The sequence below is a fragment of the Intestinimonas massiliensis (ex Afouda et al. 2020) genome (assembly GCF_900626285.1).
GTDB lineage: Bacteria > Bacillota > Clostridia > Oscillospirales > Oscillospiraceae > Flavonifractor > Flavonifractor massiliensis_A.
Window position 1 is genome coordinate 1,533,522 of sequence record NZ_LR131147.1, and the last position, 12,968, is coordinate 1,546,489.

14 protein-coding genes are annotated in these 12,968 nt (G+C 62.2%); 3 read left to right on the top strand and 11 right to left on the bottom strand.

Annotated elements, in window-relative coordinates:
* Window positions 1-45: 45 nt before the first annotated feature.
* Complete coding sequence (locus tag E0E41_RS07825; protein WP_130869419.1) at window positions 46-903, bottom strand: AraC family transcriptional regulator; 858 nt, start codon at window positions 901-903, stop codon at window positions 46-48.
* Window positions 904-1,038: 135 nt separating this feature from the next.
* On the opposite strand from E0E41_RS07825, the gene E0E41_RS07830 reads away from it, so the two are divergent.
* Both E0E41_RS07830 and E0E41_RS07835 read left to right on the top strand, forming a co-directional pair.
* Window positions 1,039-2,958, top strand: a complete 1,920-nt coding sequence (locus E0E41_RS07830; protein WP_130869420.1) for a BMP family ABC transporter substrate-binding protein — start codon at window positions 1,039-1,041, stop codon at window positions 2,956-2,958.
* A gap of 1 nt (window position 2,959) precedes the next feature.
* The gene (locus E0E41_RS07835; RefSeq protein ID WP_130869421.1) at window positions 2,960-3,550 is read left to right on the top strand and encodes a metallophosphoesterase family protein; all 591 of its coding nucleotides are present in this window, start codon (window positions 2,960-2,962) and stop codon (window positions 3,548-3,550) included.
* A 47-nt stretch (window positions 3,551-3,597) separates the two neighbouring features.
* On the opposite strand, the gene E0E41_RS07840 is transcribed toward E0E41_RS07835, so the two are convergent.
* Window positions 3,598-3,939, bottom strand: coding sequence for a cupin domain-containing protein (locus E0E41_RS07840; RefSeq protein ID WP_130869422.1), 342 nt, complete (start codon window positions 3,937-3,939; stop codon window positions 3,598-3,600).
* A gap of 21 nt (window positions 3,940-3,960) precedes the next feature.
* Complete coding sequence (locus E0E41_RS07845) at window positions 3,961-4,290, bottom strand: cupin domain-containing protein (RefSeq protein WP_130869423.1); 330 nt, start codon at window positions 4,288-4,290, stop codon at window positions 3,961-3,963.
* 266 nt (window positions 4,291-4,556) lie between these two features.
* On the opposite strand from E0E41_RS07845, the gene E0E41_RS07850 reads away from it, so the two are divergent.
* Complete coding sequence (locus tag E0E41_RS07850) at window positions 4,557-5,918, top strand: MATE family efflux transporter (RefSeq protein ID WP_242623728.1); 1,362 nt, start codon at window positions 4,557-4,559, stop codon at window positions 5,916-5,918.
* Here the strand turns inward: E0E41_RS07850 and vanT are convergent.
* The 8 genes from vanT to E0E41_RS07890 form a co-directional block, all read right to left on the bottom strand.
* The gene (gene vanT, locus E0E41_RS07855) at window positions 5,887-7,056 is read right to left on the bottom strand and encodes a serine racemase VanT catalytic subunit (protein ID WP_130869424.1); all 1,170 of its coding nucleotides are present in this window, start codon (window positions 7,054-7,056) and stop codon (window positions 5,887-5,889) included. The genes E0E41_RS07850 and vanT overlap by 32 nt on opposite strands.
* Window positions 7,046-7,180: a hypothetical protein gene (locus tag E0E41_RS19110; protein WP_438819451.1), complete on the bottom strand. Its 135-nt coding sequence runs from the start codon at window positions 7,178-7,180 to the stop codon at window positions 7,046-7,048. Before E0E41_RS19110 ends, vanT begins: the two co-directional genes overlap by 11 nt.
* A 100-nt stretch (window positions 7,181-7,280) precedes the next feature.
* Entirely contained in the window at window positions 7,281-7,691 is a 411-nt protein-coding gene (locus E0E41_RS07865) for a serine acetyltransferase (RefSeq protein WP_207303205.1), read from the bottom strand.
* Window positions 7,688-8,272 carry a M15 family metallopeptidase gene (locus E0E41_RS07870; protein WP_242623729.1) on the bottom strand — a complete coding sequence of 195 codons (585 nt, stop codon included), beginning with the start codon at window positions 8,270-8,272 and terminating at the stop codon, window positions 7,688-7,690. The genes E0E41_RS07865 and E0E41_RS07870 overlap by 4 nt, the downstream gene beginning before the upstream one ends.
* Complete coding sequence (gene vanG, locus E0E41_RS07875; protein ID WP_130869425.1) at window positions 8,269-9,306, bottom strand: D-alanine--D-serine ligase VanG; 1,038 nt, start codon at window positions 9,304-9,306, stop codon at window positions 8,269-8,271. The genes E0E41_RS07870 and vanG overlap by 4 nt, the downstream gene beginning before the upstream one ends.
* A 129-nt stretch (window positions 9,307-9,435) precedes the next feature.
* Window positions 9,436-10,536 (bottom strand): sensor histidine kinase, encoded by a 1,101-nt coding sequence (locus tag E0E41_RS07880; protein ID WP_130869426.1) that lies wholly within the window; start codon window positions 10,534-10,536, stop codon window positions 9,436-9,438.
* On the bottom strand, window positions 10,529-11,221 hold the full coding sequence (vanR, locus tag E0E41_RS07885) for a VanR-ABDEGLN family response regulator transcription factor (RefSeq protein WP_130869427.1): 693 nt from the start codon (window positions 11,219-11,221) through the stop codon (window positions 10,529-10,531). The genes E0E41_RS07880 and vanR overlap by 8 nt, the downstream gene beginning before the upstream one ends.
* A gap of 111 nt (window positions 11,222-11,332) precedes the next feature.
* Complete coding sequence (locus tag E0E41_RS07890; RefSeq protein WP_130869428.1) at window positions 11,333-12,895, bottom strand: transglutaminase domain-containing protein; 1,563 nt, start codon at window positions 12,893-12,895, stop codon at window positions 11,333-11,335.
* Window positions 12,896-12,968 lie beyond the last annotated feature (73 nt).

Consider the following 12,968-nt stretch of genomic DNA (forward strand, 5'->3'; position numbering starts at 1 on the left):
GGCCACTGATTCTGCGGCCAGCTCTCTGTCTTTCCGGTATTCTGTTCAGGCATGGTGCTTTCTGTTCTGGGCACGCCACTTCTGGGGCGGAATGCCGTAGTGCTTTTTGAAGGCGCGGGAGAAGTGGAACTGATTGGAGTACCCGCACCGGACGGCGATCTCACTGATGGCGGCATTGCTGCTGCACATCAGCTCCGCAGCCTTGGCCAACCGTACCCGGATCACGAATTTCTGAGGCGGACAGCCCACGTTTTCCTTAAAGAGCTTGCTGAAATAGCTGCGGTTGAGGCGGCAGGCGTCGGCCACCTCCTCCACCGTCAGGTTCCGCTGATAATTCTGCTCGATATAATTGACCGCCTCCTGGATGTAGAAGTCCTTGAGCTGGTTCTCCTGGGCGCTCACCCGGGTGGAGGAGGACTGCATCAGGGCGTCCACAAACAGATACAGGTAGCCGATCAGGTGGAGGGCGGATGCCTCAGAATGCTCAGCAATGTAGAGCATAAGGTCACGGACCTGGGCACTCTTGGTCTCGTCGTCCGCCCGGTAAATGGGCTGGGCCGCGGTCAGGCCGGCATAGCGCAGGGACTCCGAGGCCCGCAGGCCGTCAAATTCCAGCCAGACATATTTCCAGGGGTCGTTCTCATCAGCAAAATAGGTGTTGATCAGGCCGGGACAGATCAGGAAGCCCTGCCCGGCCCGCAGTTCGTAGCGGCGGGTGGTCACTCCATCCTCAGCGGTGGCATCCAGAGAGCCCCGTCCGGATATGACATAGTGGAACAGGTAATGGTTCCGGATAAAGGGTCCGAAGGAATGCAGAGGGCTGCACTGCTCATAACCATACTGATAGATCCTCAGGTCCAGAAAATTCTCGTTGGGAAAGATAGAAAAAGAGAAATCTCCCATCCGGCTTCCCTCCCGACCATGTCAAGATATCTGTTTTTAGTATAGCATAAATACAGCGGAAAGGCACATGATTTCTTAGCAGAGTATTTCGCACCGTTTCCCGTGGGAAACAGGGGCAGGAAAGGAGAGCGGTCCATGCCCAGGCTCTATTATAAAGAAGCGCAGCGGCGCGCACAGAAGGAGTTCCGTGCCTGTACCTCCCGGGGTGAATATCCCTATCTTCCCGTTCTGGATGACTTTATATCCAGAGACCGTCTGAACCGGGGAATGGATCTGGGAACGCTCCAGATCCCTCTGGAGTTCGTGGTGGGGACCTGTACCGACATCCGGACCAACGCCTTCGCCCGGAATTTTATGCCGCTGCTGGATGAGGACTCGGAATTTGCCGCCAAGTGGCAGGCGCTCTGTCAGGCCCACGTGGAGGAGGGGATCCGCGACCCCATCAAGGTGTACGAGTATATGAACCGCTACTATGTCCAGGAGGGCAACAAGCGGGTCAGCGTACTGAAATTCTTCGGCGGCGGCATGGTCAGCGCCGCGGTGACGTGCATCCTGCCCGAGCACAACGAGACCCCGGACGTGGAGCTCTACTATGAGCTGCTGGGCTTCCGCCAGCTCAGCCGGATCAACTACCTGGAGTTTTCCAAGCCGGGCAGCTATCTGAAGCTGCAGCAGCTGCTGGGGAAGGCGCCGGACCAGTCGTGGAGCGAGGATGAGCGCCGGGATTTCTCCGCGGCCTATTATTCCTTCCGTCAGGCCTACGAGGCCCGCGGCGGAAATCGTCTGTCCTCCACGGTGGGAGACGCCATGCTGGCTGTGATCCAGGTCTACGGCTATCCCGCCATCCACGGCAAGACCCCCTCCGAGATTTCCCAGCTGGTGTCCAATGCCTGGGAGGAGATCGTCCTGCAGCAGGAGAAGGACCCCATTGACGTGAAGCTGGCGCCGGAGGAGAAGAAGCCCGGCCTGCTGTCCAAGGTGTTCTCCGTGGGCGAGAAGGGCGCCATGCGGGTAGCCTTCATCCACGACAAGACCCCCACGGAATCGGGCTGGACCAACAGTCACGAGCAGGGCCGGCTCTATGTACAGCGGGTATTCGGCGACGCCATCCAGACCACCGCCTACTTCAACGCCTTGGACTCCGATCCGCTGGCCGTCATCCGGCAGGCCATTGATGACGGCAACACCGTCATCTTCACCACCTCTCCCCGGCTGCTGCCCGCCTCCCTCCGGGCCGCGGTGGAGCAGCCCAAGGTCACCATTCTGAACTGTTCCCTGAACAAATCTCACCGGTATATCCGCACCTACTATGCCCGGATGTATGAGGCCAAGTTTATCATCGGGGCCATCGCAGGCAGCCTGGCCGGTGTGGACAGCGTGGGCTACTTGTGTGACTACCCCATCTACGGGCAGATCGCCGGCATCAATGCTTTCGCCTTAGGCGTGCAGATGGTGAATCCCCGCACCAAGGTCTATCTGGAGTGGTCTACGGTAGGCGGTGCGGAAGCCGCCATCCGCAGGCTCACCGACCGGGACATCCGGCTCATCTCTTCCCGGGACCTGACCCGGAAGGGGGACCGGAGCTGGACCAGCTTCGGTCTGTCCCTGATCTCCGGGGAGGACCGGGTGGTTCTGGCCGCTCCTGTATGGCAGTGGGGCGTCTACTATGAGGCCATGCTCCGACGGATCCAGGACAAATCCTTCCAGACCGAGTACGAAGAGAGCGGCAAAGCCCTGAACTATTACTGGGGCATGCCCTCCGGCGTGGTGGCCCTCCACTGCACCGACAAGGTGCCCCCCAGCACCCAGAAGCTGGCGGGGCTGCTGCAGGACTGCATCCAGGCCGACCTCTACTACCCCTTCCGCGGCAAGCTCTACGCCCAGGGCGGGAAGGTACTGGAGGGAGACCTGACCCCGGAGCAGATCATCTGCATGGACTGGCTGGCGGAAAATATCGTGGGTTCCATTCCGGAGTACGACGAGCTGAGCGAGACAGGAAAGGCCACTGTAGACCTGGTAGGAGTAGAGGCTGTTTCAAAAGATAAGCGGGGATAATATGAAGATCTTGGCCGTCGCTGACGTGACTGCGAAATATTACTTTGACTACTACACGCCGGACAAACTGAACGGGATTGATCTGATTCTGTCCTGCGGGGACCTTCACCGGGAATATCTGGAGTTCCTGGTCACCATGTCCAACCGCCCGGTGCTCTATGTCCACGGCAACCACGACGAGTGCTATGACCAATTCCCGCCGGAGGGCTGCACCTGTATCGACGACATGATCTATGTCTATCAGGGGATCCGCATCCTCGGCCTGGGCGGGTCCCACCGCTACCGGGACGGAAAGTATATGTACACCGAGGCCCAGATGCGCCGGCGCATCCAGCGCCTGTGGTTTCAGCTGCGCAAATACAACGGATTTGATATTCTGGTCACCCATGCCCCTGCCCGGCATATCAATGACTTTGAGAACATTTCCCACCGGGGGTTCTCCTGTTTTGTGGACCTGTTGGAGAAGTATCAGCCAAAATACTTTCTCCACGGCCACATCCACCAGACCTACGGGATCCACATCCCGCAGAAAACGAAGTGGGGGGAGACCACCATCATCAACAGTTATGACCACTGCGAGTTTACCTTCTGAACAAAACAGCAGGGCCGCACAGGAAGTTCCTGTGCGGCCCTGCTGTTTTACGACGCGGCTTTTACCACCACCAGATACATCTTGAACCGGGTAACCGCCTGCACGGCGTGGGGGATCCCGGCAGGCATGATAATGGCCTCGCCGGCATTGACGGTGTGGGGAATACCATCAATCGTGATCTGAGCGGTTCCCTCCAGGACAGCGGCCATGGCGTCGCCGCCGGCGGCGTGGGTGCTGATTCCCTCGCCTTCGTCAAAGGCAAACAGGGTGATGCCTGCGCCGGGCTGCTGGGCCAGGGTCAGGCTGACCACCTTTCCAGGCTGGTAATCCACCTGCCCGCTTAGGGCAAAAACCTGTGCATGAGGGATATTTTTGATCAGTGGTTCCATAACAGTCTCCTCCTTGTTATCTTAGGAAAGGGTGATCTGCAGCAGCTTGCAGCCATCCGGAGCGGCCACCGCGTGGGTCGTCCGGGCGGGCACCGCCAGACAGTCTCCGGCATAAAGGGTATGCACAGCATGTTCTATCGATACGGACAGGCCGCCCTCCAGCACGTAATAGAGCGTATCGCCGAAATAGCATTCCTCACTGACGCTCTCCCCGTCTCCAAAAGCCAAAAGGGTCATCTGGCAGTGTTCCGACTTGCTCATGGCCATGCTGACCACCCGGCCCGGCTGGACGGCAATCAGCTGCGCCAGCTTTTCCGGCTGCTGTGTGGGCAGATTACGCAGCAATACCATAGGTCCGACCTCCTTTCCAGCTCTGCTTGCAGTTAGTATATCCCATCCCGCAGGTAAATTCCGTTGCAGCTGCAACAAAACCCGATTTCCGCTCCGTAAACAGCGGGGCCGCCGCAGGCGATGAATTTTTCGCCCGCTCGTCTTGCATCTCAGTCAGCCGCTGATTATAATAAGATTTACCAAACGGATCCCATTCCGCATCTCTGCGCTCTCACCGGCAGCGTGCCGGGTGGAGCCCGGAAATCTTTTTAAGCAGGTCCAGGCTTATGAAACAACATGCAGAAATCTCACGGGAAGACATCTTTCAAACGCTGCCGGTCCCCACTGCGCTGCGGATGATGGTGGTCCCCTCCATCACCAGTCAGCTCATCGTCCTGATCTACAACATGGCGGACACCTTCTATGTGGGGCAGACAGACAACCCCTACATGGTGGCAGGCACCTCCCTGATCCTGCCGGTATTCAATATCACCCTCTGTCTGGCCGGACTGGCGGGGATCGGCGGTGGGTCCCTGATCTCCAGGCTGCTGGGACGCGGTCAGGAGGAGGAGGCCAGGCGGGCCGGCACCTTCTCCCTGTACCTGGGCGCGCTGATCGCGGCCGTCTTTTCCCTGGGGATGCTCCTGTTTATGGACCCCATCCTGAACCTGTTGGGGGCCGGTGAGAACACCTATACATACGCCAGGCAGTACGCCATGTGCGTGATCGTCACCGGCGGGATCCCCACGGTGCTCTCCAATGTGCTGGCCAATCTGATCCGGAGCGTAGGCCGCTCCAAGGAGGCCGGCATCGGCATCATTCTGGGCGGAATCCTCAATATCGGCCTGGACCCGCTTTTCATGTTTGTCCTGATGCCGGACGGTCGGGAGGTGCTGGGCGCCGGTATGGCCACCTGTCTGTCCAACTGCGTGGCCTGCCTGTTCTTCCTGACGGTACTCATCCGCATGGGGAAAGGGTCCATCATCACCTTCAACCCCAGGGTGGGGCTGCCTCAGAAGGAGAGCATTTTTACGGTTTTTGCCGTGGGCATCCCGTCTGCCATCGCCTCTTTCCTGTTCGACATGGACTATGTGATCATCGACAAGCTGATGGTCTCCTACCACGATCTGGCGCTGGCGGCCGTCGGCATCGTGCTGAAGGTGGAGCGGTTCCCGCTGAACGTGGGCATCGGCATCTGCCAGGGCATGCTGCCCCTGGTGGCATACAACTGCGCCGCCAAAAACAAGGAGCGGATGGACGCCACCATCCGCCTGGCCCGGACGCTGGGCCTGGTGATCGCCGGGGTCAGCGTGGTGCTGTATGAGCTGTTCGCGGTCCAGTTCACCCACCTGTTTATCTCGGACGCCCAGACGGTGGAGATGGCCGCCCAGTTCCTGCGCATCCGGGTGCTGGCCACGCCCCTGATGTTCCTCAGCTTCTTCACGGTCTACCTGTTCCAGGCCTTCGGAAAGGGCCGGATCTCCCTCTTCCTGGGTGTCACCCGGTGGCTGGTCTTCAATATCCCCATGCTCTTCCTGCTGAATGCCATCTTCGGGATGTACGGGATCGTCTGGTCCCAGGCCATCGCGGATACTCTGACCGTGGCCCTGTCCTTCTTCATGTACTTCCGGTACAGGCCCCGGTTCTGAGCCCTCCTCTGTACACTGCCGGCAGCCGCCCGCCCAGTTTGGACAGCAGCTCATTGGTGATGGTGCCGCACCTGGCCGCCACCTCTCCGGCGGCGATCTCCTCCCCGCCGTCCCTGCCGATGAGCGTGGCCACGTCCCCCGCCTGCACCTGGGGCAGGCCGGTGACATCCACCAGCAGCTGGTCCATGCACATCCGCCCCGCCATGGGGCAGCGGCGGCCACGGATCAGCACCTCGCCTCCGCTCTGGGAGAGGGTTCGAAGCAGGCCGTCGGCATAGCCGATGGACACCACCGCCAGGCGGGTGTCCCGCCCGCACCGGAAGGCCAGGCCGTAGCCCGCCCCCTGCCCGGCGGGCAGGGAGCGCAGGGAGACCACCCGGGCCCGCAGGCTGAGCACCGGCCGCAGCTCCCGCCACGCCCCCTCCGCCGGTCCGGCGCTGGGCACGCCGTACAGGGCGATCCCCGCCCGTCCGTAGGCCATGTGGGTCTGGGGCGGTCCATCCAAAATACCGTAGCTGGCCTGGATATGGACGGCGCCGGGGTCATACCCGGCGGTCCTCATCCAGGCCAGTGCTGTTTGGAAGCGTTCCAGTTGGCTCCGGGTATAGGCTCTGTCCTCTTCTGCCGGGCTGTCGGACACGCACAGGTGGGAAAAAGTGCCCTGAAACCGGAGGTACGGCAGGCGGCGCACCCGTCCGATGGCCTGCACATCCTCCGCCGGAACGCCCAGCCGGTGCATTCCGGTGTCCAGCGCCAGGTGGACCGCCAGGGGCAGCCTTTGGGCGGCCAGAGCCCGGGCGTGGGTCTCGTCGGCCACGGTCTGGGTCAGGTCCCACCGGGCCAGCGCTTCCGCCGCCTCCGGCGGCGTATAGCCCAGCACCAGGATGGTGCCCCCGATCCCCCCGCGGCGCAGGGCAGCTCCCTCCGCCAGACAGGCCACCGCGAAGGCGTCCACCCCCTGCTCCGCCAGGGCTTTTGCCGCCGCCACCGCCCCGTGTCCGTAGGCGTCGGCCTTCACCACCGCCATCAGGCGGCAGGTTTTCCCCAGTTTATTCTGCAGCAGCCGGGTGTTGTGGACCAGGGCGTCCAGATCGATCTCCCGCCAGGCCCGGCCGGTCTTTCCTTCCTCACGCTCCATACGGTTCCTTCCTCTCCAGAATCCTGGGCGGCTGGGCCACCACGGTGCAGCCCGCCGGCACGTCTTTGCTCACCACCGCGCCCGCCCCGATCCGGGCGCCGGCGCCGATGCGGATGGCCCCCACCAGTACCGCCCCCGCCCCGATNTACGTGCGCTCGTCACGGTACTAATGTAATGATTTGCTACACAACTATGACGACATGTTCTATATGTATTTTTTTTTTTTATAAGAAGCCGACACCCCCGGAATTCTGAAGGGATATGTCGGCAACGTCAGATGGATGTGTAAAAGAGACGCCCCCCCCCGCCCCGATCCAGCAGCCGTTGCCCACCACGGGGGCCTTCCGGTCCACCTCGCCGATGGTCACGTTCTGGTAGATGCGGCAGTTGGCCCCGATCACCGCGTACCGGGAGATGAACACCCCGTGGAGGCCGTGGGGCAGGACGGGCTCCCCCTGGATGTCCGCCCCCGGCCCCACATAGCCCCCGTGGCGGTGGGCGGAGCGGTTGAGCAGAAAGGTGAGGATGTCCCGTGCCGCCCTGCTTTTGACCTTCTTCCGCAGCCAGTAGAGCCGCCAGAACCAGCCCAGGCCGTCCCCCTTGGACCAGTCGGTCAGCTTTTCCCGCAGGCTCATATCCTCACCCCTCCCTGCTCCAGCAGCTCCAGATACTCCTCCAGGGTGAGCCCCAATTGGGTCATAATGGCTCCGTGGGGGGCGCCCACATAGCGGAAGTGCCAGGGCTCGTGGGCGATGCCGGTGATATGCTCCTTTCCGGCGGGATAGCGGAGAATGAACCCGTACTTCCCCGCCTGCTCCTTGAACGCCCCGCACACGCCGGTATCCGGGAAGTCTGGCCGGATAAAGTCGATGTGGGGCGCGGCCAGGCCCAGGTCGATGGCCAGGCCGGTCTGGTGCTCACTGCATCCGGGGAGGGCCACGTACTGCCGGGTAAACGCCTCTCCTTCTTTCTCCATGGTGTCGTCCCAGATCCGCTGCTGCTCCTCTCGGCTGCGCCAGCCGGAGACGGGCACGATCTGCCCCTCCCCTCCCACCGCCCGGATGCAGGCCGCCAGCATCCGGGCCGCCTGCCGCTCCAGCAGCACCTGGGACCAGCGCTCATCCACCGCCGCCAACTCCGGTTCCGCCCCCTCCGGCATGGGGTGGGCGGCATTCACCAGCAGCAGGGGGTCCACACCCTTCACCTGTACCCTCACTGTGCCAGCCCCCCTTCGATGATCCGGGTGATGAGGTCGGTAAAGTCCAGCCCCGCCGCCTCCATCATTTTGGGATACCGGCTGTGGGCGGTAAAGCCGGGGATGGTGTTCACCTCATTGAACACGATCTCCCCCGCCGGGGTGAGGAACAGGTCCACCCGGGCAAACACCCTGCAATCCAGGGCCCGGTAGACCGTCTTTGCCGTCTCCTTGATCTGCTCCGCCTGCTCGGGAGAGATCCGGGCGGGGCAGTGGATGGCGGAGGTTTTCAGGGTGTACTTCTCCTCAAAGTCGAAGAACCCCTGGCTCAGCTGGATCTCGTCCACCTCGCCCACCGTCAGTTCCCGGCTGCCCAGCACGGCGCAGCCCACCTCGAAGCCAGGGACGGCCTCCTCCAGCAGCAGCTCCCGGTCGTTGGCAAAGGCCTCCTCCACCGCCCGGGGCAGTCCCTCCGGCCCGGTCACCCGGGAAATACCGAAGGAGGACCCGGCCCGCACCGGCTTGACAAACAGGGGAAAACCCAGCTCCTCTGCCGCAGCCTGGATCTTCCCCAGATCCGCGTCTCTGGAGAACACCGCGCTGCGGGGGACCTGCACCCCTGCCAGGGCGGCCAGCTTGTGGGAGCGGTCCTTGTCCATGCACAGCGCCCCGGACAGGGCGCCGCAGCCGATCACCGGCACCCCCGCCAGCTCCAGCAGGCCCTGGAGGGTGCCGTCCTCCCCGTTCTTGCCGTGGAGCACCGGGAAGGCCCCGTCAAAGGGCAGGCTCCGGCCGGAGCCGTCCAGCAGCAGCAGCTTTTTCTCCCCCCGGTCCGGGGAGAGGGCGCAGGGCAGGCAGCCGGCCTTCCACCAGGTGTCGTCCTCCAGCTTTTCCAGGGGGCCGGTGTAGTACCGCCAGGCCCCCTCCCGGGTGATGCCCACCAGCAGGGGCCGGTACTTTTCCCGATCCATGTGACTGATCACGCCGCAGGCGGACTGCAGGGATACCCCGTATTCGCTGGAGCAGCCGCCGAAAAAGAACAGAATGGTTTTCATTTCTCTTTCCTCCCCAAAAGGCAAAGCGCCCTGTTTTGATACCCGTATGGTATCAAAACAGGGCGCTTTTTGTTTTTCCTTTCCCTTTCGGGGCGGTTGCAATATTCTGTTGGAAAGCTTGTGATTTTCTTACACCCTGCCCTCCGCCGGCAGGATGACGGTAAAGATCACCTGCTCATCGGCGCTTCTGGCATGGATGGTGCCGCCGTGGGCCTCCACGATCTCCCTGGCGATGGCCAGGCCCAGACCGGCGTTGCCGCTCCGGGTCCCTCTGGAGCTGTCCAGCCGGAAGAACCGCTCAAACATCCGCTCCAGCTTTTCCGGCGGGATGGTGCGGCCGGCGTTGCGGAAGGTGAGGACGATCCGCTCCCCCTCCTGCTGCCCCGCCACATGGAGGACGCTGTTGGGGTAGGCGTAGTGGCAGGCGTTGTTCAGCAGGTTGTCAAAGACCCGGGCCATCTTGTCCGGGTCGCACACCGCCCGGAGTTTCAGGGGCAGGTCCAGCTCACAGGTCATCCCGTTCTCCCGCAGCACCGGCCCGAACTCGCTGACCACCTGCTCCAGCATCCGCTTCAGATCCACGTCCCGGAGCTCCAGCTCCAGCTGGCTGAGATTGAACCGGGTGATGTCGAAGAACTCGTTGATCAGGTCCTCCAGCCGCTCCGCCTTGTCCAGCACCACGCCGGTATACCTGGCCCGGGTCTCGGCGGACAGGTCCGGCTCGTCCCGCAGCAGGGTCAGGTAGCCGATGACGCTGGTCAGGGGGGTCTTCAGGTCGTGGGCCAGGTAGACCACCAGGTCGTTCTTCCGCTGCTCGGCCTCCCTGGCGGCCTGGGCGTCCCGGAGGGCCCGCTCCCGCACCAGGTTCAGCTGGTCCTCCAGGTTTTTCAGGTTGGCGGGCAGGCGGATGGGCGCCTGGTCCGGCTGGGCCAGCTGCTCCGCCCCGGCCAGCACCATCTGGGTATCCCGCACCAGGCGGCCGATGAACAGATAGCTGATGGCCACCCAGCCCACCAGCACCGTGGCCATGCATACAAAGACGATGTAGTCCCGCACCCAGCGCATCAAATGATACAGGGGGCTGCTCTCATACCAGGTGACGCCGGAACACACCAGGAACCCCAGCAGGGCCAGCAGCAGCACCGCCACCACCCAGCCCGCCAGGATCAGCAGGTACAGTCCCCAGGTCCGCCGGGCGGCCCGCCGGACCTCCTCCTCATTCCTATACAACGGTGTACCCCACCCCCCAGACGGTCTTGATGAATTTGGGTTTCTTGCTGTTCTCGTGCATCTTCTCCCGCAAACGGGCGATGTGGCTCATAACGGTGTTGTTGCTGTCCATGAACTTCTCCCCCCACACCGCTTCGAACAGCTCCTCGCTGGACACCACCTTGCCCTGGTGGGCACACAGATACCACAGGATGGAGAATTCCAGGGGGGTCAGAGCCAGCTCCTCCCCGAAGAGCACGCACTTGTGGGTGGTTTGGGAGATCTGCAGGCCCCGGATGTCGTATTCCGTAATCTCCCCCGCACCGCCGGAGCCGTTGTATTTCAGGTACCGCCGCAGCTGGGTCTTGACCCGGGCTACCAGCTCCAGGGGGTTGAAGGGCTTGGTGATGTAGTCGTCCGCCCCCAGGGTCAGGCCGGTGATCTTGTCCATGTCCTCCACCTTGGCAGTGAGCATGAGGATGGGGAACAGATGGTCCTGCCGGATCTTCTGGCAGAGGGTGAAGCCGTCCATGTCGGGCAGCATCACGTCCAGAATGGCCAGGTCCAGCTTCCGCCCCGCCACACAGGCAAGGGCGTCGGCGCCGTTGTCAAATTTGTGGACGGTGTAGCCCTCGTTTGTCAGGTAGACCTCCACCAGATTGGCGATGGCCGCCTCGTCGTCCACAACCAGAATGTCGATTCCCATGGTTTCCCCCCAAGCCCCAGATTTCTTGCTCTATTATAGCGATTTTTCCCCCGCCGCACAAGGCAAATCAGAGGAAACGGCCCCTGCCCGCCCGGGCAGGGGCCGTTATGCTTATGCCGTGGTCTTGCTGGCGCAGAGAGGGACTCCGCTGTCCGACAGCAGGAAGAGGGCCACCCGGTCATAGGCGGGACGCCCCGCCGTATCCAGCTCCAGCACGTTGAGGCCTGTCTCCCAGCCGTCGGAATCCACTACCTGGACTTTCACCATGCGCCCGTCCCGGTAGAAGGCGGCCGCCAGATAGGCCCCTTCCTCCGCACTGTGCGTCCACACCAGGCCGGCCCGCAGAATTCCGTCGGAGCCAGACACGCACCCGGCCAGGGTGTCGGCATTCAGGGGCAGGCTGTCCCACTCCGCCGGATAGCTCTGGAGGGGGAAGGTAAACAGGGGGCCAAGCTCCGGCTGGAGGTCGGAATAGATTTCAATGACCCCGGCCTCCCGGTTGCAGCGCAGGCCCAGCCCATCGGCGGAGCTGGTCGGGGCAAAGGAGAACTCCCCCACCGTGGCCCTGGCCCCGGTGGCCAGGTTACAGCGGTTCAGACGGTAGGCTTCCCTTGAAGCCATGGAGAGGTAATACAGTTGGCCATCCACCCAACGGACACCATTGGAGGAACTTCGGTCTCTGTCCAGACCACTCACCACCGGCACTCCGGGGTCTTCCCCCAGGGTTTCGGTGCGATAGATTTCCTGATAGCCGCCCAGATAGTAATAGGCCCCATTCCAGCGGTGCACAGGCTGCGATGTATTGTTGAGCCACCAGCCCTCGATGTAATCATTGGGACAGGTTATACTGGTTGTATCCCACACCCGGTTCATGCTCTCATCGGAGCGGAGGAAATAGAAGTGACGGCCGCCTCCCTCCACGTTGGGTGCCGGGTCGTCATGGGTCACATCCACGTGATACCAGTTCCCGTCAATCTCCACCAGGTTCCAGGCGTGGTTCATCGGTGTGCTGGTGAGCTTCACCGCGTTGATGCCCGCCTGCTTCAAGAGCATCTGATAGGCCAGGGCGTAGCCGTTACACACCGCCTTCCCGTTGACCAGGGCGCCGTAAGCGCTATAAACCGCTTTGTCCGTGGGCGTGCCATTTACCAGGGTATCCCAGTCATAGGCCACCGTGTCCATCAGGTAGTCATGGAGCACCAGGGCCGTCTCCGCCTGGCTCATGCCCGGCTCCACCAGGGACAGGGCCTCCGCTATAGCCTGGTTCATCCGCACTTCGGCGTCAGCGGGCAGATTTTCCAGATAGTAGGGCTCAATACTTACTACGGTGCTCCCGATAAGCCACCAGGTCACATTGCTCCCCACATAGAAAAGCTCCGGGTTGTCGTTGACCACCTGCTCATAGAGGGCTGGGATTTCCGCGCGTGAAATCTGGAACTCAGACACGTCAATCTTTTCCTGCTTTGCCAGCAGGCCCTGGTAGATACACTGATAGGCCGCTTCGCTGGAAAGCAGGCCCACTTCACCGGGGACGGTCTGGGCTCCGTCCAGGCTGCCGCACTGGAACAGGTTGACCTCTTCATACTCCTCCACCGGCTCGTCCCCGGCGGCCCAGGCCGTACAGCTCAGCACTGCCAGCAGCAGAAACAACATGACAACCACTTTTCTTCTCACAGGATCCCCTCCCTTGTCTCTCCATATTTTAACAGGCCAAAAGGGCCTATGCAAGACGCATAGGCCCTTTTGG